Here is a 25,821-nt window from a genome sequence, read left to right on the forward strand (position 1 = left end):
GTGCAGCGTCGGGACGCGCCACGCTATTCCGCCGCCCCGGCCACCGGACCGGGCGACGGCGGCGCCTCGCGGGCACGCCGCCGCTCGCGCAGGTGGAACCAGAGGTCGACGACGGTCTTGAGCCCGCACAGCAGGGCCACGGGCAGCAGCGGCGCGGCCGCGGAGGGGTCGGGGAAGGCCGACCCGGCCTGGTCCTTCAGCACCAGGCCGAAGCCCCCGAGGATGGCGACGTGCAGCACCAGCATCCGCGGGTACGGCTGCCACATCGCCCGGCTCGCGGGCACCTCGGAGCGCTCGTCCTCGCCGAACCAGTTGACCGCGAGCGAGACCAGGTGGCTGACCACGAACGCGAGCCCGGTGAGGAACCAGTAGCGCGCGTGCAGCTCGCCGTCGGCGACGAACGCCATCACGAAGGCGAAGGCACCGTGGACCAGCGTGAAGATGCCGTAGTGCAGGGCGAAGAAGCCCGCGAGCGCCGCCCGCGGCACGAGGTGCGCCGGCCTGCCGTTGAGCGTGAGGCTCGAGTCCGTCGGCTCCGGCGCCCGGGAGGTCGCCACCTTGACGACGGTGACCAGCCAGACCGCGACGTTCTCCATCCAGTAGACGACGAAGACGTCGCCCAGGGAGAGCCAGCCCGCCGCGACCCCGGCCAGCGGCAGCAGGTTGACCACCACCAAGGGCGAAGGAGGACAGCAGCGGCGCCGCCGACCCGGGGTCGACGGCGCCGCGGCGGTCCGGGCGGAGGCTCACTCAGCCCAGCGAGGCGAGCGCCTCGTTGAAGGTCTGCGAGGGCCGCATGACGGCCTCCGCCTTGGCCGGGTCGGGGCGGAAGTAGCCCCCGATGTCGGCGGGCTGCCCCTGCACCGCGCCGAGCTCCTCGACGATGGTCGACTCCTGCTCGCGCAGGGTCGCGGCGAGGGCGGAGAAGGCCTGGGCCAGCTCGGCGTCCTCGCTCTGCTTCGCCAGCTCCTCGGCCCAGTAGAGCGCGAGGTAGAAGTGCGAGCCGCGGTTGTCGATCGTGCCGAGCTTGCGGCCCGGCGACCGGTCCTCGTCGAGGAACGTGCCGGTGGCGCGGTCGAGGGTGTCGGCCAGCACCTGGGCGCGGGCGTTGTCGGTGCGCTGGGCGAGGTGCTCCAGGCTCGCGGCCAGGGCGAAGAACTCGCCCAGGCTGTCCCAGCGCAGGTAGTTCTCCTTGACCAGCTGCTGCACGTGCTTGGGCGCCGAGCCGCCGGCACCGGTCTCGAAGAGGCCGCCGCCGTTCATCAGCGGGACCACGGAGAGCATCTTCGCGCTGGTGCCGAGCTCCAGGATCGGGAAGAGGTCGGTGTTGTAGTCGCGCAGCACGTTGCCGGTCACCGAGATGGTGTCCTCGCCGCGGCGGATCCGCTCCAGGGAGTACGCCGTCGCCTCGGCGGGCGACATGATCTCCAGCGTCAGCCCCTCGGTGTCGTGCTCGGCGAGGTACTCCTCCACCTTGGCGATGAGGTTGGCGTCGTGGGCGCGCTCGCGGTCCAGCCAGAAGACGGCCGGCGAACCAGTGGCCCGGGCGCGGGTGACCGCCAGCTTGACCCAGTCGCGGATGGGGGCGTCCTTGGTCTGGCAGGCCCGCCAGACGTCGCCCGCCGAGACCTGGTGCTCGATCAGCACCTCGCCCGCGCCGTTCACGACCTGCACGGTGCCGTCGGCGGGCACCTCGAAGGTCTTGTCGTGGGAGCCGTACTCCTCGGCCGCCTTGGCCATGAGGCCCACGTTGGGCACCGAGCCCATGGTGGCGGGGTCGAAGGCGCCGTGCGCGCGGCAGTCGTCGATCACCGTCTGGTAGACGCCGGCGTAGGAGGAGTCCGGGATCACCGCGAGGGTGTCCTGCTCCTCGCCCGCGGCGTTCCACATGTGGCCCGAGGTGCGGATCATCGCCGGCATGGAGGCGTCGATGATGACGTCGGAGGGCACGTGCAGGTTGGTGATGCCGCGGTCGGAGTCGACCATGGCCAGGGCCGGACCCTGCTGCAGGGCCGCCTCGAACGCGGCCTTGATCTCGGCCCCGCCCTCGACCTGGTCGAGGCCCGAGAGGATCCCGCCGAGCCCGTCGTTGGCCGAGAGGCCCGCGGCGGCGAGCTGCTCGCCGTACTTGTCGAAGACGTCGGCGAAGAAGACCTCCACCACGTGGCCGAAGATGATCGGGTCGGAGACCTTCATCATCGTGGCCTTGAGGTGGGCGGAGAAGAGGACGCCCTCCTTCTCGGCCCGCTCCACCTGGGCGGCCAGGAAGGTGCGCAGCGCCGAGACGCTCATGAAGGTGCCGTCGACGACCTCGCCGGCCAGGACCGGCACCGACTCCTTGAGCACGGTGGTCGAGCCGTCGGCGGCGACCAGCTGGATCTTCAGGGTGTCGTCGGCGGGGAGGACGACGGACTTCTCGTTGTCGCGGAAGTCGTCCTTGCCCATGGTCGCGACGTTGGTCCGCGAGTCGCTGCTCCAGGCGCCCATCCGGTGCGGGTGGGTCTTGGCGTAGTTCTTCACCGAGGCGGGGGCGCGGCGGTCGGAGTTGCCTTCGCGCAGCACGGGGTTGACCGCGGAGCCCTTGACCTTGTCGTACTTGGCGCGGACCTCCCGCTCCTCGTCGGTCTGCGGGTTCTCCGGGTAGTCGGGGAGGTCGTAGCCCTGCTCGCGCAGCTCCTTGACCGCGGCCTTGAGCTGCGGGATGGAGGCGGAGATGTTGGGCAGCTTGATGATGTTGGCCTCGGGCTTCGTGGCCAGCTCGCCGAGCTCGGCGAGGGCGTCGTCGAGGCGCTGCTCCTCGGTGAGGCGCTCCGGGAACTGGGAGATGATCCGCCCGGCGAGCGAGATGTCGCGGGTCTCCACCTCGACGCCGGCCGTCCTGGCGTACGCCGAGATGACCGGGAGGAACGAGTACGTCGCGAGCAGCGGCGCCTCGTCGGTGTGGGTGTAGATGATCTTCGCCATGGGGCAGCGACTCCTTGTCGGAAAGGGTCCGGATGGATTGCTTGACGTCAAGATACCCGACGGGCGGGGCGCTCCTAGCCTCGCACCCGACGGCATGGGAGGCTAGGGCCCATGACTGGGGGAACCGCAGCAGAGACGACCCGCACGCCCGACGAGACGGCCGACGCGCCGACCACCGCCCAGAAGATCGCGGCCGAGGTGCTGGGCACCTTCGTGCTCGTGCTCTTCGGCTGCGGCGCAGCCGTGATGAGCGGTGACTACGTCACCACCGGGCTCTCCTTCGGCCTCGCCGTGCTCGTCATGGTGGCCGCCTTCGGGCGCATCTCGGGGGGCCACTTCAACCCGGCCGTCACCCTGGGCGCCGCCCTGGGCGGGCGGCTGGCCTGGCGGGACACACCCGTCTACATGGGTGCCCAGCTGCTCGGCGCGATCCTGGCCGGCGCCTGCCTGCTCGGCCTGATGCTCGGCTTCTCCGACTTCTCCGCGGGCGACAACCTCGGTCAGAACGCCTTCGGCGACCAGACCCTGCGCGACTACGCGTGGTGGGCCGCCCTGCTGCTCGAGCTGCTCATGACGATGCTCTTCGTCCTCGTCGTGCTCGGCGTCACCGACGCCCGCAACTCCACGCTCGCGGCGCTCGCCCCGATCGCCATCGGCCTCGCGCTGGCCGGCATCCACTTCGCGTCGATGAGCGCCACCGGCACGTCGGTGAACCCGGCCCGCTCCATCGGCGTGGCCCTCTTCGTCGACACCGACGCGATGGCCCAGCTGTGGCTCTTCGTGCTGGCTCCGCTGCTCGGCGCCGCGATCGCCGGCACGACGTACCCCCTCCTCTTCGGCCAGGGCGCGGCCGCCGTCCCCGGCTCGGGCCTCTCCTTCTCCTCGCGCCCCAAGGCGCCGAAGGCGCAGCAGCTCCCCGGCTACGGGCAGCCCGCGCCGGGTGCCGCCTGGGCGGGCGTCGCCGGCCAGCCCCATCCCGGCCAGCCGCAGCCCGGCCAGTGGGGAGCACCCCCGCAGGCCCCGGCCCCGACCGGCCAGTGGGGTGCCCCCGACCCGCAGTGGGGCCAGGCCGCGCCCACCCAGACGCGCCAGCCCTACCAGGAGCAGGGCTACCCGCCGCCCCCGCAGCAGCCGCCGGCCCAGCAGCCCGGCCAGTGGGGCGCGCCCCCGCAGCAGCCCCAGCAGGGCTGGGGTGCGCCCCCGCCCCCCGACGAGGAGGACGGTCGCACCCAGATCCGCCCCGGCGGCTGAGCGACTCCGGCAGGCGCTGACGCCGGGGGGTCACTCCCCCGACTGGTGCTCCACGAGCTCGACCCGGCCCTCAGGCCCCTGGCGGAGCACCTCGCCGACGCCGCTCGCCGACCAGACCGTCCACTCCTCGTCGGCGCCGTCGGACCTCTCCGACCACGTGGTCTCCAGCAGGTCGGTGAACCGGCCGGCCGGCAGCGTCGCGGAGGCTTCGCGCTCGCCCACCAGGACCACCGCCCGGACCTCCTGCTCCTGCGCCCAGCGGGCGAAGCCGTCGCCGCGGCGCGGGTCGGCCGGCATCGCCAGGCCCGCCTCCGCACCGTCCTCCCCCGCCTCCCAGACCCCCTGCTCGCCGAGCAGCCAGACGTTGCCGCCGCGGTCCTGGGCGAACCACTCGACGCGGAGGTCGGCCGGGCCCGCCCCGCCGGCCCGCGCGGTGCGCACCTCGGTCGCCGTCACCCCTGCCACGCTGCGGGTGCCGGTCACCCGCGCCTCCTCCGTGCGGACCCCGTCGGCCGACGTCACCCGGCGCGTCCACACCGACCCCGCGGTGAGGGGCAGCCACGGGTTGTCCACCTCGTCGACGAAGTCGGCGGGGTCCGGGGAGGGGGTCGGGACCACCAGCTCGTCCACCCCCGAGGGCGGGCTCGGCGGCGGGGCGGAGCCGCAGCCCGCCGCGAGCGCGAGGACGACGGCGGCGGCCGCCGGGGCGGCGTACCGGGCGGGGACGCGCGTCCTGGAGGCCGTCATGGCAGGCCATGATGCCAGCGTGCGACCCCGCGCCGGCCCGGCGCCCGCACAGGACTAGAGTCGAACCGCTCATCCTTTTCGTCGAGTCACCATTCCAGGAGTCCTCGTGTCAACCAGCGCCCCGCTCAAGGTGGCCGTGACCGGTGCCGCCGGTCAGATCGGCTACAGCCTGCTCTTCCGTCTCGCCAGCGGCTCGCTCCTCGGGCCCGACCGCCCGATCCAGCTGCAGCTCCTCGAGATCGAGCCCGCGCTCAAGGCCCTCGAGGGCGTCGTCATGGAGCTCGACGACTGCGCGTTCCCGACGCTGGCCGGCGTCGAGATCGGCGCCGACCCGGAGAAGATCTTCGACGGCGTCAACCTGGCCCTGCTCGTCGGCGCCCGCCCCCGCGGCCCCGGCATGGAGCGCGGCGACCTGCTCTCGGCCAACGGCGCGATCTTCACCGCGCAGGGCAAGGCCCTCAACGCCGTCGCCGCCGACGACGTCCGGATCGGCGTGACCGGCAACCCGGCCAACACCAACGCGCTGATCGCGATGACCAACGCGCCCGACATCCCCCGCGACCGCTTCTCGGCCCTCACCCGCCTGGACCACAACCGCGCGATCTCGCAGCTCGCGGCCAGGACCGGCGCGGCCGTCACCGACATCAAGAAGATGACGATCTGGGGCAACCACTCGGCCACCCAGTACCCCGACCTCTTCAACGCCGAGGTCAACGGTCAGAACGCCGCCGCCGCGGTGGACGACCAGGACTGGCTGGAGAACACCTTCATCCCGACCGTCGCCAAGCGCGGCGCGGCCATCATCGAGGCGCGCGGCTCCTCGTCGGCCGCCTCCGCCGCGTCGGCCACCATCGACGCCGCCCGCGACTGGCTGCTCGGCAGCGCCGAGGGCGACTGGGTCTCGATGGCGGTCGCCTCCGACGGCTCGTACGGCGTGCCCGAGGGCCTCATCTCCTCCTTCCCCGTCACCACCAAGGACGGCAACTGGGAAATCGTCCAGGGCCTCGAGGTCAACGACTTCTCCCGCGGCAGGATCGACGCCTCGGTCGCCGAGCTGGAGGACGAGCGCAAGGCAGTCACCGAGCTCGGCCTCATCTGAGCCCCACCAGCACAGCGCGCGGCGCCGGTCCCCTCGGGGGCCGGCGCCGTCGTCGTACCCCCCCGCCCCACGTCCACAGCGGGGGCGGCGGGGGTCGTCGTCCACAGGGATGCCGTACGACGCCGCGCGGGGGCGGCGAGCCCGCGACAGGCTCCGTGGCATGGACCACCAGCTGCAGGCCCTGCTCCGCCGCGGTGAAAGAGCTCGTCACCCGCGAACAGATCGCGCTCGCCGGCGTCTCCCCCGACGAGCTCGCCCATCTCGGCGACGTCCCGCTCCTGGGGTGGCCCGCACGGCGGTCGACCTGGCTCGCGAGCACGGAGCCCTCGTGGGGACGAGCGCGTGCGGCTGCTCGTGGCCTCGCTCGGGCACGGCGCGCCGCAGACCCAGTTCCCCGTGCGCCTCCGCCACGGCGTCGCGTGGTGCGACCTGCGACTGCACACGCACTTCTTCGAGATCGACGGGCGCATCAAGTTCCGGCTCCGGGAGCACGGAGGCACGGCCACGGACCTGGAGGAGGTCGTCTGGCCCGAGCGCCAGCGCGAGCGGGAGGTGGAGCAGACTTCCGCCGCTTCGGGATCAACCTTCCCGAGCACATGGTCCGGTTCGCCGCTTCCATGGAGCCCGCCCGGCAAGCACGTCTCCGGACCCGCTGACCGCGCCCTCCCCCGACCTGGCCCCCGTCCCGGTGCGCCAGGCGGGGGCGGGGTCAGTCGGGCTGGTCGGGGATGGAGCTGGCGAGCACGACGAGGGCGGTGCCGACGGAGGCGAGGAGCCCGGCATCGACGGCCTTGCTGCGGACGGCGAGCATCCCGGCGTCCCGGGGGCCGAGGACCAGCCGCACGGCGGCGGCCACGACGAGCACCCCGCCGAAGACGCGGATCCCGGTCCGCCACGAGCCCAGGACCACGACGACGAGGGCCACCACCACGACCGCGAGGAAGAGCAGGTAGAACGCGCCCCCGATGGTCGAGGGGTAGCTCCGCTCCTCGACCGCCTCGCCGTCGCGCAGCTCGCCGTCGACGAGCGACTCCGCCGAGACCGGCGGGACGTCCTCGGGGGGTCGGATCTCGCCGTCGGTCACGCGCGCTGCGCCTGCTTCTCGGCCAGGGTCACGATGTTGGAGAGCAGCATGGCGCGGGTCATCGGGCCGACGCCGCCGGGGTTGGGCGAGACCCAGGCGGCCTTCTCCCAGACGTCCTCGGCGACGTCACCGGCGATCTTGCCGTCGACACGGGAGACCCCGACGTCGAGGACGGCCGCGCCGGGCTTCACCATGTCGCCGGTGATGATGCCGGGCACCCCCGCGGCGGCCACCACGATGTCGGCCTCGCGGACGTGGGCGGCCAGGTCGACGGTGCCGGTGTGGCAGAGCGTCACGGTCGCGTTCTCCGAGCGCCGGGTCAGCAGCAGGCCCAGGGGCCGGCCGACGGTCACCCCGCGCCCCACCACGACGACCTCGGCCCCGTTGATCGGCACGTCGTGGCGGCGCAGCAGCTCGACGATGCCGAACGGCGTGCACGGCAGCGGCGCCTCCTTGCCGAGCACGAGCCACCCGAGGTTGGTCGGGTGCAGCCCGTCGGCGTCCTTGGCGGGGTCGATCATCCCGAGGACCCGGTTCTCGTCGCGGCCCCGCGGCAGCGGGAGCTGGACGATGTAGCCGGTGCACGCGGGGTCGGCGTTGAGGCCCGCCACCGCCTCCTCGATCTCCTCCTGCGAGGCGGTCTCGGGGAGGTCGACGCGGATCGACTCGATCCCGACCTCGGCGCAGTCCTTGTGCTTGCCGTTGACGTACCAGCGGGAGCCGGGGTCGTCACCGACGAGGACCGTGCCGAGGCCCGGGTGCAGGCCGCGCTCCTTGAGCGCGGCGACCCGCGCCGTGAGCTCCTGCTTGATCGCCGCCGCGGTGGCGGTGCCGTCGAGGCGCTGTGCTGTCACGTCTGCATCCTAGGGATCTCGTCGTCCGGGCCCGTGGCCGGCCGAGGCGGTCAGTGGAAGAAGTGCCGGGTGCCGGTGAAGTACGTCGTCACGCCGGCCGCCGCGAGCGCCTCCACGACCTCGGCGTCGCGCACCGAGCCGCCGGGGGCGACGATCGCGCGCACCCCGGCGTCGACGAGGATCTGCGGGCCGTCGGCGAAGGGGAAGAAGGCGTCGGAGGCGGCCACCGACCCCGCGGCCCGCTCCCCCGCCCGCTCCACCGCGAGCCGGCAGGAGTCGACCCGGTTGACCTGGCCCATGCCGACGCCCACCGAGGCGCGGTCGGCGGCCAACAGGATGGCGTTGGACTTCACCGACCGGCAGGCCCGCCAGGCGAAGGCGAGGTCGGCGAGCACCTCGTCGGTCGCGGGCTCGCCGGCGACGAGCCGCCACGCCGACGGGTCGTCCCCGCCGCCGTCGACGACGGCGTCCACAGCGTCGCGCCGCTGGAGCAGCAGGCCGCCGGAGACGGGCCGCATCTCGACCGCCGCACCGCCGCCGGGGGCGCACTCGAGCAGCCGGATGTTCTTCTTGGCGGTCAGCACCTCGACGGCGCCCTCCTCGTAGCCGGGCGCGACGACGACCTCGGTGAAGACGTCGGCGACCTGGCGGGCCATCTCGACCGAGACGGGCACGTTGGTGGCGATCACGCCGCCGAAGGCCGACACGGGGTCACAGGCGTGCGCCTTGCGGTGGGCCTCGGCGACGTCGGCACCCACGGCGAGGCCGCACGGGTTGGCGTGCTTGATGATCGCGACCGCGGGCTCGGCGAAGTCGTACGCCGCCCGGCGCGCGGCGTCGGCGTCGACGTAGTTGTTGTAGGACATCTCCTTGCCGTGGAGCTGGACGGCCTGCGCCAGCCCGGGCTCCGGCACGTGGCCGGCGGTGTAGAGGGCGGCCGCCTGGTGCGGGTTCTCGCCGTAGCGCAGCACGGCCTGCTTCTCCCAGGTGGCGCCCATCCACGCCGGGAAGCCGCTGCCCTCGCCGGTGTCGACCAGCACGTTGCCCATCCACGAGGCGACGGCCACGTCGTACGACGCCGTGTGGACGAACGCCTCCGCCGCCAGGGACTGCCGCTCGGCCAGGGTGAACCCCTCGCCGGCCGCGGCGGCCAGGACGGCGGCGTACCGGGCGGGCGACGTGACGACCGCGACGGACGGGTGGTTCTTCGCCGCGGCGCGGACCATCGAGGGGCCGCCGATGTCGATCTGCTCGACGCACTCGTCGGGCGCCGCGCCGGAGGCGACCGTCTGGGTGAACGGGTAGAGGTTGCACACGACCAGGTCGAAGGGCTCGACCTCGAGCTCCTCGAGCTGGGCGACGTGGCTCTCCAACCGGCGGTCGGCGAGGATCCCGGCGTGCACCCGCGGGTGCAGGGTCTTCACCCGGCCGTCGAGGCACTCGGGGAAGCCGGTGAGCTCCTCCACCCGGGTCACCGGGAGGCCGAGGCCCTCGATCAGGGCGGCCGAGCCGCCGGTCGAGACGAGGGCGACGCCGGCCTCGTGCAGGCCGCGGACGAGCTCCTCGAGCCCGGTCTTGTCGTAGACCGACACCAGGGCCCGGCGGATCCGGATCCGGTCGGGCTGGTGGGCGGGAGCGGAGTGGGCGGGCTCGGACACGGGCGTCTCCTCGGCAGGGCGTCGGCGGGGGCTGCCGACATCGCGGACGTGAGGGCACCCAGGCGTTCGATGCCGCTCGACTTCACTCCCCGGTGGTGGCCCACCTGCGCCAGTCGTGTGCTCGCAAGCCTACGTCGTGGGGGCGCCGAAGCGCACCTTGCGCCCCTCGACGGACAGGCCCTCGCGGGCGATCCGGCCCACCGCGTCGACCAGCATGGCGCGCTCCGCCGCCTTGATCCGCTCGTGCAGCGAGTCGACGTCGTCGTCGTCGGCCACCGGCACCGCGACCTGCGCCACGATGGGCCCGGTGTCGACCCCGCCGTCGACCACGAAGAGGGTCGCGCCGGTGACCTTGACCCCGTGCTCGAGGGCGTCGGCGGGCCCGCGGGTGCCGGGGAAGGACGGCGAGAGCGCGGGGTGGGTGTTGACCACCCGGCCCGGGAACTCAGCGAGGAACTCCTCGCTCACCAGCTTCATGAAGCCGGCCAGCACCACGAGGTCGGGCTCGAAGCCGGCGACGGCCCGGCGCATCGCGAGGTCCCAGTGGTCGCGCGTGTCGAACTGCCCCAGCTGCTTGACGAAGGTGGGGACCCCGTGGCGCTCGGCCCGGGCCAGCCCCTCCACGCCCGGGCGGTCGGAGCCGACGCCGACGACGCGGGCCCCGTAGGCGGGGTCCTCGCAGGCGTCGAGCAGGGCCTGCAGGTTGGTCCCCGCACCGGAGACGAGCACGACCAGACGGGCGGGGGTGGGGGGCGTCGACACGCCGGGAAGTCTAGTGACCGTCGGGGGTGGGGCCGTCGCCGTCCACCGGCGCGGCCGGCTCGGCCGGCTCGTCGACCGGCTCGTCGGCCGGCTCGGAGGTGTGCCGCTGCCACCAGGTGACGGCCAGGCCGCCGAGCAGGCCGCCGATCCCCATGGCGGTGACCAGGTGGACGAGCACGTCGCCGGTCAGCGGCCCCACGAAGCGCATCCGGCCGGGCCCGGCCGCGCCCCCGGCGAGCGCGGTCAGGGCGGTGAGCACGAGCCCCGCACCCACTCCCCCGACGCAGCCCCGCAGCGCCCCGTGGTCCCAGCGCAGGGTCGGGCGGCGGCGCTGGGTGCGGACGGCGGCGACGGCCGCGACGGTGCCGGGCACCAGCATGACCAGCCACGGCCACGCCAGGGGCGCGCCCTCGTCGGGCAGGGCGGCCAGCAGGGGCAGCACCGGGAGCGGGCCGAGCACCACCGAGCCCGGCGAGACCAGCGTCGCGCCGCCGACCGCGAAGCCCGGGCCCGCCAGGAAGGCGCCGGCGCAGAGCACGGCGTTGGGCAGGAGGGCGAGCGAGACCAGGACGAGCAGCACCGTCTCGCCCGGCGAGGTGTGCAGCCGCTCGACGAGGTTGGCCGCCTCGTCGAGGTCGAGCAGCAGGGCGCCGAGCAGCAGCACGGTCGCGAGCAGCAGGTGGAGCAGCACGGCGTGCCGGGCCGTGCTCGCGGCGTGCCGCGCCCAGGGCGGCAGCCCGGTCGCCCACACCGACGCGCGGCCCGAGCCGGTCGCGACGGCGGGCCCGGCGACGAGCAGCGTGAGCGCCAGGACGCGCAGCAGGACCGACCCGCCGGCGGAGGGGAACGTCTCTCCGAGGGCCGAGCCGAGCGCCAGCGCCACCGCGGCGTACCCCGCCCCGAAGCCGGCGACGCCGACGGGGACCGTCCAGTCACGAGCACCGTCGGCCAGGTCGTGGGCGTCGGGCCCGTGGGCCCAGAGCCGCTCCCCCAGCCCGCGGGCCACCCGCCAGGTGCACCAGGCCGCGAGCAGGGTGAGCCCGAGGGGCACGAGCGTGACGGGGGCGCCGCGCACGACGATCCCCGACCCGTGGCCCACGAGCCACCCACCGGCCCCGGCGGCGAGCGCCGAGCGGGGCTCCCCGTGCACCCCGAGGTCGCTGAGGAACCAGCCGAGCAATGCCAGCAGGACGCAGACCAGCAGCGACAGCCCGGCCGCCAGGACGCCGGCGGACGAGGCCAGCAGCAGCACCGGGCGACGCCTCGGCCCGGCCGTGGGCTCGTCGGGGGTCGCCCGTCCCGCGGACGCGGTCGAGGGCAGCAGCGAGGTCATGACCTCGTCATCATCACCCCGTCGCGGAGCCTCCCGGCGCAGGCACGCCGACCCCGTCGGGGCGCCGCCCGGGAATCCCGGACTCCGCTGCGGGCGCGAGGGGCGCTCCCGTACCGTGGACGTGCCATGACGCACGCGGACGACTTCGACGACCTCTACAAGGCCGTGCGCGACCCCCTCCTGGCCGAGGCGTACGCCCTCACGGGCGACCTGCACGTCTCCCGGACGGCGGTCCGCGACGCCCTCGCCGTCGCCTGGCACCACTGGCACAAGGTGCGGCACCGCCGGGACCAGGTCGGGTGGCTGCGCCCGCTCGTCTGGAGCCGCGCCCGGCACCGCCACACGGCCCGCCCGTGGCACAAGGAGAAGGACGTGCCGGCGGGCGTGGCGGCGACGCTCGACGCTCTCGCCGGGCTGTCGGGCAACCAGCGCAAGGCGCTCGTCCTCACCCACCTGCCGGCCCTGCCCACGCCGGGCATCGCCCGCGAGGTGGGCGTCCCCGAGACCACCGCCCGCGAGCTGGTCCGTGCCGGCACGGCGGCGCTCGCCGCCGCCCGCGAGGTCCCCGAGGCCGAGGTGGGGGCGCTCTTCGAGGAGCTCCGGGCCACCACCGCCGGGGGTCGCTGGCCGCGCAGCACGATCCTGCGCCGCGCCGGCACCGCCCGGCGGCGTACCCACACGCTGCTCGGCGTCGTCGGCACTGCCGCGGCGGTCGTGCTCAGCGGCATGGTCGTGGCCCAGGGCGAGACCGTCGACGCGAGCCTCGGCGAGCAGGGCTTCGAGCGCCGGGCCACCCAGGTCGAGCCCGAGGAGGTCGTGCCCACCCTCAGCGAGGACTCGCTGCTGCAGGCCACGCAGGCCCGTCGCCTGGGCCGCGGCCTGGAGTGGGCCGAGGCCGACACCCACGACAACGCCGGCGGCGACGGCCTGGTGCTGCCCTGCCAGGCGACCCGGTACGCCGACCCGGAGGGCCTCGGCACGCTCGTCCGCTTCTTCGAGGGCAGCACCCGGCCCGAGACCGCCCCGTCCGGCGGCCGCGGCGACGGCGACGGCGGCAAGCAGCGGCGCGCCCGCCGAGCGGCCCCGCCCGAGGTGCGCGCGGACGCGATCCAGCTCACCGAGCTCTCCGCCTCCCCCGAGGCCGCGGCGACGGCGTTCCGCACGGTCCAGGACTGGGTCGCCGACTGCACCGCCCCCCGGCTGCAGCTGCTGGCCGCGCACGAGCTGCGCGGGGTGGGCGACGAGGCGCGCCTCTACACGCTCCGCAGCTGGCAGGGACCCACCCGGACCGTCCACCTCGGCGTCGCCCGTTCCGGCCAGCACGTGACCGTCACGTCCAGCCGGGTCCCCGGTCTGCGTCCCGCGCCCAAGCCGGCCGGACAGCTCCTCGCGGCGGCGGTCAACGCGTCCTGCGGCACCCCCGGCGCCGGCTCCTGCGCCACGCCTCCGCGCCCCCGTCCCGTCGCCGTCCCGGTCGCCGAGGCCGCCCCCGGCATGCTGACCGAGCTCGACCTGCCGCCGGTGGCCGGCGCGATCGGCCCCTGGGTCGGCACCGCCCCCAAGCCGGCGCGCACCAACACCGCGCAGACCCGCTGCGACCGGACCACCTTCCAGGCCAAGGGGCTGCGGGACAGCCGGACCCGCACGTTCCTCTTCCTCCAGGGCAAGCGGGCCGACGAGTTCGGGCTCACCCAGTCCGCCGCCGTCGCGCGGACGCCGAAGGTCGGCCGTGGGTTCGTCGAGCAGGTCCGCTCCCGGCTGGCCCAGTGCGCGCAGGAGGGCTTCGGCACCGAGGTCTCGCGGCTCTTCCACCGGACCGAGAAGAAGGTCGACCTCTCGGTCTGGCGCCTCGAGCTGGCGCTGCCCGACGAGAGCTCCCTGGAGTTCCTCATGGCGATCATGCGCCACGGCGACAAGGTCGCGCAGGCGACCTTCACCCCGACCCAGGGACGCACGATGGGGCGCGACGACTTCGTGTGGCTCTCCCGCCGCGCGGTGGAGCGCCTGCCCCGCTTCGCCCCCTGATCCGGAGGGCGGGCACGGGGACGGGCACGGCAAGCGGCACGGACGACGAACGCCCCGACCACCTGGCGGCGGTCGGGGCGTCCGGTGAGCCTGGGCTCAGAGCTTCTCGAGGATCTCCCGCATCAGGGCGGCGGTCTCGGACGGCGTCTTGCCGACCTTGACACCGGCAGCCTCGAGGGCCTCCTTCTTCGCCTGGGCGGTGCCCGAGGAGCCCGAGACGATGGCGCCGGCGTGGCCCATGGTCTTGCCCTCGGGAGCCGTGAAGCCCGCCACGTAGCCGACGACCGGCTTGGTGACGTGCTCCTTGATGTAGGCCGCGGCCCGCTCCTCGGCGTCGCCGCCGATCTCGCCGATCATCACGATCGCCTTGGTCTCCGGGTCGTTCTCGAAGGCCTCGAGGGCGTCGATGTGCGTGGTGCCGATGATCGGGTCGCCGCCGATACCGATGGCGGTGGTGAAGCCGTAGTCCTTCAGCTCGTACATCATCTGGTAGGTCAGCGTGCCGGACTTGGAGACCAGGCCGACCGGGCCCTTGCCCGCGATGGTGTGCGGCGTGATGCCGGCCAGCGACTCCTCGGGCGTGATGATGCCCGGGCAGTTGGGACCGATCATCCGGGTGGACTTGCCGTCGAGGTAGGCGAAGACCTCCGCGGTGTCCTGGACCGGGACGCCCTCGGTGATGACGACGAGCAGGCCGATGCCGGCGTCGATCGCCTCGATGCAGGCGTCCTTGGTGAAGGCCGGCGGGACGAAGACGACAGAGACGTCGGCCCCGGTCTCCTTCATGGCCTCGGCGACGCTGCCGAAGACCGGCAGCTCCTTGCCGCCGAGTTCGACCGACGTACCGGCCTTGCGGGCGTTGACGCCGCCCACGATGTTGGACCCCGCCTCGACCATGAGGGTGGTGTGCTTGGAGCCCATCCCACCCGTCATGCCCTGGACGATGATCTTCGAGTCCTTGTTCAGGTAGATGCTCATGCTTGTCGCTGCTCCGTCTCAGGCGTTCGCCAGCTCGGCGGCCTTGTCGGCCGCTCCGTCCATGGTGTCCACGAGGGTGACCAGCGGGTGGTTCGCCTCGGTGAGGATGCGGCGGCCCTCCTCGACGTTGTTGCCGTCGAGGCGGACGACCAGCGGCTTGGTGGCCTCGTCGCCGAGGATGCCGAGCGCGCCCACGATGCCGTTGGCGACCTCGTCGCAGGCGGTGATGCCGCCGAAGACGTTGACGAAGACGCTCTTGACCTGCGGGTCGTGGAGGATGACGTCGAGGCCGTCCGCCATGACCTGCGCGTTGGCGCCGCCACCGATGTCGAGGAAGTTGGCGGGGGTCACCCCACCGTGCGCCTCGCCGGCGTAGGCGACGACGTCCAGGGTCGACATGACCAGGCCCGCGCCGTTGCCGATGATGCCGACCTGGCCGTCGAGCTTGACGTAGTTGAGGCCCTTGTCCTTGGCCTTGGCCTCCAGCGGGTCCTCCTCGTCACGGATGACGAAGTCGGCGTGGTGGGCCTGGCGGAACTCGGCGTTCTCGTCGAGCGAGACCTTGCCGTCGAGCGCCTCGAGCTTGTCGCCCTCGAGGCGGGCCAGCGGGTTCACCTCGACGAGGGTCGCGTCCTCCTCGGTGTAGACCTTCCACAGCGCCTGGACCATCTCGATGGCCTGGTCGCGCAGCTCGGCGGGGAACTTCGCCTCGTCGACGATCGCGGCGGCCTTCTCGGGCGTCACGCCCTCGAGGGCGTCGACGTTGATCTTGCGGACGGCCTCGGGGTTGGTCTTGGCGACCTCCTCGATCTCCACACCACCCTCGACCGAGGCGATGCACAGGTGCGAGCGGTTCGCGCGGTCCAGCAGGAAGGAGAAGTAGTACTCCTCCACCGGAGGCGTCGCCGGGGTCACGAGGACCCGGTTGACGCGCAGCCCCTTGATCTCCATGCCGAGGATGTTGGAGGCGTGCTCGAAGGCCTCGTCCGCGGTCTTCGCGAGCTTCACGCCGCCAGCCTTGCCACGGCCGCCGGCCTTGACCTGGGCCTTGACGACGGTGACGCCGCCCATCTCCTCCGCAGCGGCGCGCGCCTCCTCGGCGGTCTCCACGACCTTGCCGAGGGTCGTCGTGACGCCGTGCTTGGCGAAGAGCTCCTTCGCCTGGTACTCCATCAGGTCTGACATCCACCCAGTCCTTTTTTTCTCATTGACAGTCCGGGGATTCCTCAGGGCACCCTAGACCCGGCCCCCGACGGTTCCCGAGTCCGGGGTCCGCGGTGGACGCGGCCCCGATTCCCGACCGGTGAGTAGCGTGGCGGGATGACCGCCGTGACGTGGTTCCGCCGGGACCTGCGGACCCGCGACCACCCGGCGCTGCTGGCCGCCCTGGAGCAGGGACCGTCGCTCGCGCTCTTCGTCCTGGACCCGCGCCTGCTGGCCCGGGCCTCCCCGGTGCGCCGCTCGTGGCTGGCGCTCACCCTGCGCGCCCTCGACGAGCGCCTGGGGGGCCGGCTCGTGGTGCGGGCGGGCGACCCGGTCGAGGTGGTGCCCCGCGTGGTCGCCGAGGTGGGCGCCGGCTCCGTGCACGTCTCGGCGGAGACCACGCCGTACGGCGCCGGGCGCGACCGCGCCGTGCAGGCGGCGCTGACGGAGCAGGGCCTGGCCGGCTGGGTGGCGACGGGATCGCCGTACGCCGTCGGGCCGGGCCGGGTGCGCAACGGCTCCGGGCAGCCCTACCGCGTGTTCACCCCCTGGGCGCGCGCGTGGCGCGAGGAGGGGTGGCCCGCCCCGGCCCGCACCCCCCGCTCCCCCGACCTGCTGGCAGGCGGCTCGGACCCCGACGCCGTCGCGCTCCTCGACGAGGCCCGCGCGGCCGCTCCCGCCTCCCTGCCGGGCGCGGGAGAGGAAGCCGCGTGGCGCCGGTGGCGCCACTTCCGCGACGACCTGCTCGACGGCTACGACGAGGGCCGCGACCGACCCGACCGGGACGGCACCTCCCGGCTCTCGCCCTGGCTCAGCCTCGGGGTGCTGCACCCCCGCTCGCTCCTGGCCGACCTGGCCGGGCGGCGCGGAGCGGGTGTCGACCGGTTCGTCACCGAGCTCGGCTGGCGGGAGTTCTACGCCGACGTGCTCCACCACCGTCCCGACTCCGCCTGGGCCGACCTGCGACCCGCGCTCGACGGACTCGACTACTCCCACGACCCCGAGGCGGTCGCCGCGTGGCAGGAGGGCCGCACGGGCTTCCCCTACGTCGACGCCGGGATGCGCCAGATGCTGGCGGAGGGCTGGATGCACAACCGGCTGCGGATGGTCACCGCCAGCTTCCTCACCAAGGACCTGCACGTGTGGTGGCCGCTGGGCGCGCGGTGGTTCCTGGACCACCTCGTCGACGCCGACCTGGCCTCCAACAACCACGGCTGGCAGTGGGTGGCAGGGACGGGGACGGACGCCTCCCCCTACTTCCGCGTCTTCAACCCGGTCGGGCAGGGCCTGCGGTTCGACCCCGACGGCGACTACGTCCGACGGTGGGTGCCGGAGCTCGCGCACCTCCCCGGGGCGGCTGCCCACGAGCCCTGGCGACACCCCCAGGGCTACGCGCACGGCTACCCGGAGCGGGTCGTCGACCACGCGGAGGAACGGCGCGAGGCACTGCGCCGCTACGAGCAGGTGCGCTGACCCGTCCGTGTGATCCTGCCCACTCGGCCCGCGTGTCTGGACCGGGAGCACGGGCCCGTCCTGCGGTTTTGCCACGCGGGGTCGCCCGTTGTTCCACACTGGGAAGACGGGCATTCCGGAGGCGCGAGCGCATCCGGTACAGTCGCCCGAGTTGTCCGGCCTGCTGGCCCGTCGTACCCCCGACACTTGCGAGGTAAACCTCTATGGGAAACCACCGAGCTGAGCGCGGCTCCCGCCGCGCAACCTCGGAGGTTCGCGCTGCGCGCAAGCCCCTGGTCACCCGGCGATCCGCCACCGCCCCCGTGGAGGGTGCCGCCGTCCCCGCGGCCGTCCGCCCCGACGCCGTCGTCCGCGAGGTCGCCCCCTCCCTCCCGGCGAGCCAGCCGGCCGCCGCGGCCCACGCGGCCCCGGCCAACCGCCCGGGCAAGCGCGCCGCCCGCCCGGAGCCCAAGCGCGCTGCGCGCCCCGCCCGGTCCCTCTCCGCGCCGAAGGCCCGCCCCGCCCGCGTCTCCCGCGTCGAGGTCGAGCGCACCCCCGCTCCCGCGACGTCGCACCCCGGCCCCCTCCGCGTCTCCTCGCCCTCGGCGACCACCGAGATCCTCACCCCGGCCACCGGTCGCCGTCGCGCCGCACGGACGCCGTCGGCCGACCGCGGCGCCTTCCTCAAGGCGCTCCCCTCCGGCCCGATCCTCGCGGGTGTCGCCGCGCTGGCCGTCTCCGCCGGGGGCGCGCTCACGGTCGCCGGCCCCACCGCCGCCGACACCTCGCACTCCGCGACCTCGGGCATCACCGCCGCCGCGGCGGTCTCCGACACCGGCGCCGCCGAGCAGATCCTCGAGGAACGCACCGGGGTCGTGAGCCGCGACTCGAGCCGCCTCGCGGCCGAGGAGCGCGTCGAGGCCAAGCTCGTCGCCAAGGCCGAGAAGGCCGCGGCCCAGCGTTCGAGGACGCTCGAGACGCTCACCGTCCAGGCCGACAAGCAGGCCGCCAAGATCGAGGCCAACCAGTGGGTGATGCCGGTCGAGGGCTACCGCCTCTCGGCCACCTTCGGCATGTCGAGCAGCCTCTGGTCCACCGTGCACACCGGGCTCGACTTCGCCGCGCCGTCCGGCACCCCGCTCCGCGCGGTCGCCAACGGGACCATCACCGAGGTCGGCTACGACGGCTCCTACGGCAACAAGACCGTGCTGACCCTCGAGGACGGCACCGAGCTCTGGTACTGCCACCAGGCGAGCATGCACGTGAGCGTCGGCGACCAGGTCGCCGGCGGCGACGTCATCGGCACGGTCGGCAGCACCGGCAACTCCACCGGTCCGCACCTCCACCTCGAGATCCGCCCCGGTGGCGGCGGCCCGGTGGATCCCTACGCGAGCCTCATGGAGCACGGCCTCACCCCCTGAGCCTCACCCGCTGAGCCTCACCCGCCGGGCCCTGCCGCTGCGCCCTGCCCGGCCTCGCAGGCCTACAGCTTCTCGACGGGGGCGTAGCGCAGCAGCAGCCGCTTGACACCCTCGGAGCCGAAGTCGATGGACGCCACCGACTTCTCGGCCTCGCCCTCGAGGGTCACGACCGTGCCCAGGCCGAAGGAGTCGTGGACCACCCGGTCGCCCGGCGACAGCGAGGGGATCGGCCGCGACGGCCGGGCCTTGGCGGCGGCGTCGGCGCGGAGGGCGGCGGAGGAGAAGTTCCGTCGCCCGGCCGCGGTCGGGGAGCCGAGACCCGCCCGGGAGCCCGCCGACAGGTCGGGGCGCGACCACCGGGTCTGCGCGGCCTCGGTGCGACGCCAGTCGACGAGGTCGACCGGGAGCTCGTCGAGGAAGCGTGAGGCCGGGTTGTGCGAGGGGGCTCCCCAGGCGGAGCGGACCACCGCGCGGGAGATGTAGAGCCGCTCCCGGGCCCGGGTGATGCCGACGTAGGCGAGGCGCCGCTCCTCCTCGAGCTCGGTCTGGTCGCCCAGCGAGCGCATGTGGGGGAAGACGCCGTCCTCGAGCCCGGTGAGGAAGACGACCGGGAACTCCAGCCCCTTGGCAGTGTGCAGGGTCATCAGCGTGACGACGCCCTGGTCCTGCTCCTCGGGGCTGTCGGGGATCTGGTCGCTGTCAGCGACGAGCGCGACCCGCTCGAGGAAGTCGGCCAGCCCCGGCGCCACGGTCCCGGCGTCGACGTCGGCCGGGTCGGCCGACGGGGCGGCGACCGGGTCCTCGGAGAACTCGCGGGCCACGGCCACCAGCTCGGCCAGGTTCTCCACCCGGGTGCCGTCCTGCGGGTCGTCGGAGGCCTCGAGCTCCGCGAGGTAGCCCGAGCGCTCCAGCACCGACTCGAGGACGACGTCGGCGCGCTCGCTTGCGGCCACCATCGACATCAGCTCCTGCACCACGGCCACGAAGGAGGCGATGCTGCGCAGCGACCGGGTCGCCAGCCCGGGGGCCTCCTCGGCCCGGACGAGCGCGTCCCAGAAGGTGGTGCCGTCGCGCTGGGCGAGCGCCGCGACGCACGCCTCGGCGCGCTCCCCGATCCCGCGCTTGGGCGTGTTGAGGATCCGGCGCAGCGAGATCTCGTCGTCGGGGTTGACCAGGACCCGGAGGTAGGCGAGGGCGTCGCGCACCTCCTTGCGCTCGTAGAACCGGACCCCGCCGACGACCTTGTAGGGCTGGCCGGTCCGGATGAAGACCTCCTCGAAGACCCGCGACTGCGCGTTGGTGCGGTAGAAGACCGCCACGTCGGCCGCGCGCAGCCCGGTGTCGACGAGCTTGTCGATCTCGTCGGAGACGAAGCGCGCCTCGTCGTGCTCGTCGTCGGCGACGTACCCGACGATCCGCTCCCCCTCGCCGGCGTCGGTCCACAGCCGCTTCGGCTTGCGGCCCTTGTTGTTGCCGATGACCGCGTTGGCGGTGGTGAGGATCGTCTGGGTCGAGCGGTAGTTCTGCTCGAGCAGGATCGAGGTGGCGTCGGGGAAGTCCTGCTCGAAGTCGAGGATGTTGCGGATGTTGGCGCCGCGGAAGGCGTAGATCGACTGGTCGGCGTCGCCGACGACCATCAGCTCGGCAGGGTCGACCCGCTCCCCGGCCGGGGCGCTGCCGATCTCCTCGGGGTCGTGGGCGCAGAGCTGGTGGACCAGCGCGTACTGCGCGTGGTTGGTGTCCTGGTACTCGTCGACCAGGACGTGCCGGAAGCGGCGCCGGTAGGCCTCGCGGACCTCGGGGAAGGCTTGGAAGAGGTGGACCGTGTGCATGATGATGTCGTCGAAGTCCAGCGCGCTGGCCTCGCGCAGGCGCTGCTGGTACACCGAGTAGACCTTGGCGTAGGCCTCCTCGAACCCGTTGCGGGTGTCCTTCGCGGCGTCGTCGGGGTCGCGCAGCTCGTTCTTCTGGTCGGAGATCCAGTTGAGGACCGCGCCGGGCTGGTAGCGCTTGGGGTCGAGCTCGAGGTCGCGCAGCACCAGCGTCACGAGCCGCTTGGAGTCGGCCGCGTCGTAGATGGAGAAGCCGGACTTGTAGCCCAGCCGGTCGATCTCCTTGCGCAGGATCCGCACGCAGGCGGAGTGGAAGGTGGAGACCCACATCAGGCGGGCCCGCTTGCCGACCAGCTGCTCGACGCGCTCCTTCATCTCGGCCGCGGCCTTGTTGGTGAAGGTGATGGCCAGGATGGAGCCGGGGTGGGCCTGCCGCTGGGCGACCAGCCACGCGATGCGCCGGGTCAGCACCCGGGTCTTGCCCGAGCCGGCGCCCGCGACCACCAGGAGGGGCGCACCCTCGTGGACGACGGCCTGGCGCTGGGGCTCGTTGAGGCCCTCGAGCAGCTGCTCGGGGGTCGGTCCGCGACCGGTTCCGCGACCGGGGGCGCCGCCTGGGGCGGAGGGCTGCTGGGGGGCCTGGAGGTGCTCGAGACCGGGGAGGGTGAAGGGGCTGCTCATCGCAGGCTCCACCCTACGCGGCGGCACCGACGGCTCATGCCGCGTGCGCGGGGCTCCAGAAGACGGCGACCGCGATGTTGACGACGGTGAGCGCGAGCAGGCCGTAGTAGAGGCCGTCGGGGATGCGCGGCTTGCGCAGGTTGGCCATCACCAGGACGAGGATGACGAGCCCGATCGCGAACTTCACGCCGATCTTGGCGTGGTCCGGGTCGCCCACCGACTCCAGGACGCCGACCAGCAGCAGGCCCGCGAGGAACGCGGTGCCGGCCCCGTCGCGCATCAGCGAGTTGACGCTCCGCTCGGAGGCGGAGAGCTGCACGAGCAGGCCACCGAGGAGGGCGGCGAAGCCGAGGACGTGGATGAAGAGCAGGACGAGCCGCAGGAGATCCATGGCCGAAGGGTAGCCGTCGGCCTCGGGCCCGCCGCCCTCAGCCCTGCCTCGCTCGGCCCTTCTCCGCTCGACCTTCTCGGCTCAGCCCTTCTTCGAGGGACGCCGCGACCGCGGCGCCGGCCGGACTACCAGGACGGGGCAGGGCGCGTACTGCTGGACCCGCTGCGCCGTGCTGCCCAGCAGCACCGTGTCGCTGATCCCCCGGCTGCCGCTCGCCACCACGACCAGACCGGCCTCGACCTGCTTGGCCAGCTTGAGGATCTCGTTGGCCGGCGACCCGCTCCGGATCCGCCGTTGCACCTTGGGGCCCCAGCCCTCGAACGCCTCGGCGACCTTGGCGACTGCGCTCTCGGCGGCGGAGCGGAAGGAGGCGGTGTCCGAGGCCTTCGCTCCCCCTGACGGGAGGTCGTCGGCGAAGGGCACCGCGGCGAGAGGACGCACCACCGCCACCACGGTGACGGTGGTGACCTTCGCCGGGTCGGCGAAGGCCTTCAGGTGACGGGCTGCGGCCAACGACTGCTTCGACCCGTCGGTCGCGACGACGACGTGCATCTCAGGCTGCCTTTCTCCGACTGACCACATACTGCACCACGTAGAGGACGAGGCCCACCGCCACGAGGGCCGCGCACCACAGCAGGGACGACGGGTCGTCCCACACGACGTACCCCAGCAGCACCAGGTTGCCCACCAGTCCGACGCCGAGCAGGGGGCGGCTGGCCCGGAAGGTGTGCTCGTGCGCGTCCTGGTCGCCCAGCTTGAGCGCGGCCGTGATGACCAGCGCGTAGATGAAGAGCAGGAAGACGACCGTGACCGTGGCGAGGCGGGCGACCAGGTCCAGGCTGCCGTCGGTGGCCTCGGTGACCCAGGTGCCGATCACCAGCAGCAGGAGGAGGACCAGCGCCGAGAAGAGGAGGCCCACCCACGGGCTGCGCCGACCGGGGTGGATGCGGCCGAAGACCCGCGGGACGACGTCCTCCCGGGCCATGCCGTAGAGGATCCGGGGCTGGGTGACCACGGCGACCAGGGTGGTGTTGGTGATCGCCACGCAGGCGATGACCGTGAAGAGGATGGTGAGGAAGCCGAGCGGGACCGGGACGAGGTCGGCCTTGACCACCTCGAGCAGGGCCACCTCGGACTCCTTGAGGGTGTCCACCCCGACGGTGAGGGCGGCGGTCACCGAGACCAGCACGTAGATGATGCCGGCGACCACCATGCCGCCGATCAGCGCGCGGGGGAACGCCTTCTCCGGCTCCTTGGTCTCCTCGGCGACGTTGACGGCGTTCTCGAAGCCGGTCATGGAGAAGAACGCCAGCGCCACGCCGGCGATGATCGCGAAGATCGCGTTCTCGCCCTCCGCGGTCTCGAACTCGGTCAGCACCCCGAAGTCGACCCCGCCCTGGGCGACGTGCCAGATGCCGATGGCGACGATGATGACCAGACCCGCCACCTCCACCCAGGTCATCACCAGGTTGGCGACCACCGACTCGGTGATCCCGAGGAAGTTGACGAGCGTGAGCACCAGCAGGAAGACGATCGCGATCACCAGCGCGGGCGAGTCGAAGAGCTCGAGCTCGCCGAAGTAGCGCGCGAACCCCGTCGCCAGCGATCCGGCGGCGGCAAAGCTGGCGGCCAGGAAGCTGACGGTCACCAGGAAGGTGAGCGCGCGGTTGCCGAACGCCTGGTTGACGTAGAGCGCCGCCCCCGCGGCCCGGGGGTACTTCGTCGCCAGCTCGGCGTAGGCCAGGCCGGTGATCGCGGCCACCGAGACACCGACGCCGAAGGCGATCCAGAACGCCCCGCCGACCACGCCGGCCACCGCACCGATGAGGACGTAGATCCCGGAGCCGAGGACGTCGCCGAGGACGTAGAAGAAGAGGAGGCGGCCGCTGATGGATCGCTTGAGCTCGGAGTCGTCGGTCTCCTGCCCGGCAGGAGCCGTGCTCGCCGTCGCGGAGTCGTTCACCCCGCTGCGGTTCCCCCTCCCCCCGGGCGTGAAACGTCACCCTCGCGGCGACGGGTCAGAGCAGGCGACGCTCCGAGGCCCACCGGGCCAGCTCGTGGCGGGAGGAGAGCTGGAGCTTGCGGAGCACCGACGACATGTGGGTCTCCACGGTCTTGATCGAGATGAAGAGCTCGCGGGCGACCTCCTTGTAGGCGTAGCCGCGGGCGATGAGGCGCATCACCTCGCGCTCCCGCTCGGTCAGCCGGTCGAGGTCCTCGTCGACCGCGGAGACCTCGATGGTCCCCGCGAAGGCGTCGAGCACGAAGCCGGCCAGCCGCGGCGAGAAGACGGCGTCCCCGTCGGCGACGCGGCGGACGGCGTCGACCAGCTCGGCCCCGGTGATCGTCTTCGTCACGTACCCGCGGGCGCCGCCGCGGATCGTCCCGATCACGTCCTCGGCGGCGTCGCTGACGCTGAGCGCGAGGAAGCGCGGCGGTTCCGCGCCACCGGTCGGCCGCGCGGCCACCCGGCGCATCACCTCGACACCGCCGCCCCCGGGCAGGTGGACGTCGAGGAGCACCACGTCGGGCCGGTGCTCGGCGACGGCGCGGACCGCCTCGTCGACGTCCCCGGCCTCGGCCACCACCTCCACGACCCCGGCGCCGGCGGTCGCCAGCTCCGCGCGCACCCCGGCCCGGAACATCGCGTGGTCGTCGACCACCAGCACCCTGGTCACCTGCACGTCATCCCCGTCTCTCCTCACGCCTCGTCCAGCGGCATCCGCAGCCGCACCTCTGTCCCCGAGCCCGGAGCGGTGCGCACCTCGGCCGTGCCGCCGTGCCGCTCCATCCGGTCCATGATGCTCCCCCGCACCCCCATCCTGTCGTCGGGGACGGTCGCGAGGTCGAAGCCGGCGCCGCGGTCCCGGACGAAGACCTCGACCGCCGTCGGCCCCGCCTCGGCGTAGACGTCGACGCGGCCGGTGCCGGCGTGCCGGGCCGCGTTCAGCACCGCCTCCCGTGCCGCGAGGACGAGGGGGCGCAACCGCGGGGCGAGCTCGGCGTCCCCCACGCTCACCACGTCGACGGTGACCCCGTGCTCGTCCTCGACCCGGGCAGCCGCCTCGCGCAGCGCCGCGGCCACGGTCCCGCCGCCCTGCTCCTCCCCCGCGTACAGCCAGGCCCGCAGGTCGCGCTCCTGCGCCCGCGCCAGCCGGGCCACGGTCGGACCGTCGTCGGCGTTGCGCTGGATGAGGGCCAGGGTCTGCAGCACCGAGTCGTGCAGGTGTGCGGCCACGTCGGCCCGCTCCTGGCTGCGGATCCGCTCGGCGCGCTCGGCGCCCAGGTCGGCGGCGAGGCGCAGCACCCACGGGCCGAGCACGACACCGAGCCCGAGCACCCCCAGCAGGGCGGCCACGCCGACGTCGCGGGCGACGGCCAGTCCCTCGTCGCGCACGGCGAAGAGGGTGATGGCGGTGGCGACCAGCAACGCCCCCGCCACGACCCGCAGCCAGGACGCCCAGGTGCCGGTGCCGAAGCCCGCGCGCACCGGGCCCAGCCGGCCCGTCGTGTCGCGCCACCGCTCCCGCTGCGCCTCGTCGGCCTGCCGCCACAGCAGCGCCACCCCGACCCCGGCCAGGACCAGCGGCCACAGGAAGCCACCCGCGCCGACGAACGCCTGGAGCACCAGCAGCAGGCCGAACCCCAGCGCACCGAGCGCGATCGCGGGGCCGACGTCGGAGATGCGGCGGACGGGTCCGGGGCGCTTCCCTGTGCGGGTCGCCCCCTCGAGCCCGGGGGCGGCGACCTCGAAGCGCGCGTCGGAGGGCAGGAAGAGCCACCAGGCGGCGTACAGGACGACGCCCAGACCGCCGACCGCCGTGGCGACCACGAAGGCCGCCCGGACCCAGAGCACGGGCAGGCCGAGGTGGCGTGCCAGGCCCGCGGCGACGCCCCCCAGGACGAGGTTCTCGGAGTCCCGGGTGGCGCGGCGGGGGGTCCAGCCGTCGAGGACGGGCGGGTGCAGGTCGGTGCTCATGACCCGCCAATCGTCGCAGGTGGCGACCCCCGGGGCCACGGGGTCGGACCCCGGTGCGACCCCGGGACAGGACCGGGGTCTCCCCCGATGGCGCGGGCGCTCGCAGG

Annotated in this window: 21 protein-coding genes and 1 riboswitch; of the genes, 5 read left to right on the forward strand and 16 right to left on the reverse strand. The window is 73.8% G+C overall.

From position 1 onward, the window contains the following. Positions 1-23 precede the first annotated feature (23 nt). The gene (locus DNK53_RS13405) at positions 24-674 is read right to left on the reverse strand and encodes a DUF6498-containing protein (protein ID WP_110182827.1); all 651 of its coding nucleotides are present in this window, start codon (positions 672-674) and stop codon (positions 24-26) included. A gap of 76 nt (positions 675-750) precedes the next feature. Next, positions 751-2,964, reverse strand: coding sequence for an NADP-dependent isocitrate dehydrogenase (locus tag DNK53_RS13410; RefSeq protein ID WP_110182828.1), 2,214 nt, complete (start codon positions 2,962-2,964; stop codon positions 751-753). Positions 2,965-3,075: 111 nt separating this feature from the next. Here DNK53_RS13410 and DNK53_RS18130 point away from each other — a divergent pair, with 111 nt between their 5' ends. Beyond that, positions 3,076-4,215, forward strand: coding sequence for an aquaporin (locus DNK53_RS18130; protein WP_162599939.1), 1,140 nt, complete (start codon positions 3,076-3,078; stop codon positions 4,213-4,215). Positions 4,216-4,245: 30 nt separating this feature from the next. Here DNK53_RS18130 and DNK53_RS13420 read toward each other — a convergent pair whose 3' ends face one another. Further along, positions 4,246-4,962 (reverse strand): hypothetical protein, encoded by a 717-nt coding sequence (locus DNK53_RS13420; protein WP_110182829.1) that lies wholly within the window; start codon positions 4,960-4,962, stop codon positions 4,246-4,248. Positions 4,963-5,068: 106 nt separating this feature from the next. On the opposite strand from DNK53_RS13420, the gene DNK53_RS13425 reads away from it, so the two are divergent. Further along, positions 5,069-6,061, forward strand: coding sequence for a malate dehydrogenase (locus tag DNK53_RS13425; RefSeq protein WP_110182830.1), 993 nt, complete (start codon positions 5,069-5,071; stop codon positions 6,059-6,061). Between the two features lie 709 nt (positions 6,062-6,770). Here the strand turns inward: DNK53_RS13425 and DNK53_RS13430 are convergent. From DNK53_RS13430 to DNK53_RS13450, 5 genes are all read right to left on the reverse strand, one after another. Continuing rightward, on the reverse strand, positions 6,771-7,145 hold the full coding sequence (locus DNK53_RS13430) for a DUF3017 domain-containing protein (RefSeq protein WP_162599940.1): 375 nt from the start codon (positions 7,143-7,145) through the stop codon (positions 6,771-6,773). Then, complete coding sequence (locus tag DNK53_RS13435; RefSeq protein ID WP_110182832.1) at positions 7,142-7,999, reverse strand: bifunctional methylenetetrahydrofolate dehydrogenase/methenyltetrahydrofolate cyclohydrolase; 858 nt, start codon at positions 7,997-7,999, stop codon at positions 7,142-7,144. Before DNK53_RS13435 ends, DNK53_RS13430 begins: the two co-directional genes overlap by 4 nt. A 50-nt stretch (positions 8,000-8,049) precedes the next feature. Then, entirely contained in the window at positions 8,050-9,657 is a 1,608-nt protein-coding gene (gene purH, locus DNK53_RS13440; RefSeq protein ID WP_110182833.1) for a bifunctional phosphoribosylaminoimidazolecarboxamide formyltransferase/IMP cyclohydrolase, read from the reverse strand. Positions 9,658-9,706: 49 nt separating this feature from the next. Beyond that, positions 9,707-9,784: riboswitch (ZMP/ZTP riboswitch) on the reverse strand. Between the two features lie 2 nt (positions 9,785-9,786). Continuing rightward, entirely contained in the window at positions 9,787-10,419 is a 633-nt protein-coding gene (gene purN, locus DNK53_RS13445) for a phosphoribosylglycinamide formyltransferase (protein ID WP_110182834.1), read from the reverse strand. 10 nt (positions 10,420-10,429) lie between these two features. Continuing rightward, positions 10,430-11,752, reverse strand: coding sequence for a cell division protein PerM (locus DNK53_RS13450; protein ID WP_204163917.1), 1,323 nt, complete (start codon positions 11,750-11,752; stop codon positions 10,430-10,432). Positions 11,753-11,878: 126 nt separating this feature from the next. Between DNK53_RS13450 and DNK53_RS13455 the strand changes: the two genes are divergently transcribed. Continuing rightward, positions 11,879-13,777: a SigE family RNA polymerase sigma factor gene (locus tag DNK53_RS13455; protein WP_110182835.1), complete on the forward strand. Its 1,899-nt coding sequence runs from the start codon at positions 11,879-11,881 to the stop codon at positions 13,775-13,777. Positions 13,778-13,873: 96 nt separating this feature from the next. On the opposite strand, the gene sucD is transcribed toward DNK53_RS13455, so the two are convergent. Both sucD and sucC read right to left on the reverse strand, forming a co-directional pair. Next, positions 13,874-14,755 (reverse strand): succinate--CoA ligase subunit alpha, encoded by an 882-nt coding sequence (sucD, locus tag DNK53_RS13460; protein WP_110182836.1) that lies wholly within the window; start codon positions 14,753-14,755, stop codon positions 13,874-13,876. An 18-nt stretch (positions 14,756-14,773) separates the two neighbouring features. Continuing rightward, complete coding sequence (gene sucC, locus DNK53_RS13465; protein ID WP_110182837.1) at positions 14,774-15,940, reverse strand: ADP-forming succinate--CoA ligase subunit beta; 1,167 nt, start codon at positions 15,938-15,940, stop codon at positions 14,774-14,776. A 135-nt stretch (positions 15,941-16,075) separates the two neighbouring features. On the opposite strand from sucC, the gene DNK53_RS13470 reads away from it, so the two are divergent. Both DNK53_RS13470 and DNK53_RS17840 read left to right on the forward strand, forming a co-directional pair. Then, positions 16,076-17,431 (forward strand): cryptochrome/photolyase family protein, encoded by a 1,356-nt coding sequence (locus DNK53_RS13470; RefSeq protein WP_110182838.1) that lies wholly within the window; start codon positions 16,076-16,078, stop codon positions 17,429-17,431. A gap of 302 nt (positions 17,432-17,733) precedes the next feature. Continuing rightward, complete coding sequence (locus DNK53_RS17840) at positions 17,734-18,831, forward strand: M23 family metallopeptidase (RefSeq protein WP_204163918.1); 1,098 nt, start codon at positions 17,734-17,736, stop codon at positions 18,829-18,831. A gap of 62 nt (positions 18,832-18,893) precedes the next feature. Here the strand turns inward: DNK53_RS17840 and pcrA are convergent, their stop codons facing one another. From pcrA to DNK53_RS13505, 6 genes are all read right to left on the reverse strand, one after another. Then, the gene (pcrA, locus tag DNK53_RS13480; protein ID WP_110182839.1) at positions 18,894-21,344 is read right to left on the reverse strand and encodes a DNA helicase PcrA; all 2,451 of its coding nucleotides are present in this window, start codon (positions 21,342-21,344) and stop codon (positions 18,894-18,896) included. 34 nt (positions 21,345-21,378) lie between these two features. Next, positions 21,379-21,735 (reverse strand): hypothetical protein, encoded by a 357-nt coding sequence (locus tag DNK53_RS13485; RefSeq protein ID WP_110182840.1) that lies wholly within the window; start codon positions 21,733-21,735, stop codon positions 21,379-21,381. Between the two features lie 81 nt (positions 21,736-21,816). Further along, positions 21,817-22,287 (reverse strand): universal stress protein, encoded by a 471-nt coding sequence (locus DNK53_RS13490; protein WP_110182841.1) that lies wholly within the window; start codon positions 22,285-22,287, stop codon positions 21,817-21,819. 1 nt (position 22,288) lies between these two features. Further along, the gene (locus tag DNK53_RS13495) at positions 22,289-23,698 is read right to left on the reverse strand and encodes an APC family permease (RefSeq protein WP_110182842.1); all 1,410 of its coding nucleotides are present in this window, start codon (positions 23,696-23,698) and stop codon (positions 22,289-22,291) included. Positions 23,699-23,753: 55 nt separating this feature from the next. Continuing rightward, complete coding sequence (locus DNK53_RS13500) at positions 23,754-24,419, reverse strand: response regulator (RefSeq protein WP_110182843.1); 666 nt, start codon at positions 24,417-24,419, stop codon at positions 23,754-23,756. Positions 24,420-24,436: 17 nt separating this feature from the next. After that, positions 24,437-25,714, reverse strand: a complete 1,278-nt coding sequence (locus DNK53_RS13505) for an ATP-binding protein (protein ID WP_110182844.1) — start codon at positions 25,712-25,714, stop codon at positions 24,437-24,439. Positions 25,715-25,821: the final 107 nt, after the last annotated feature.

The sequence above is a fragment of the Nocardioides solisilvae genome (genome assembly GCF_003194625.1).
Classification (GTDB): domain Bacteria; phylum Actinomycetota; class Actinomycetes; order Propionibacteriales; family Nocardioidaceae; genus Nocardioides; species Nocardioides solisilvae.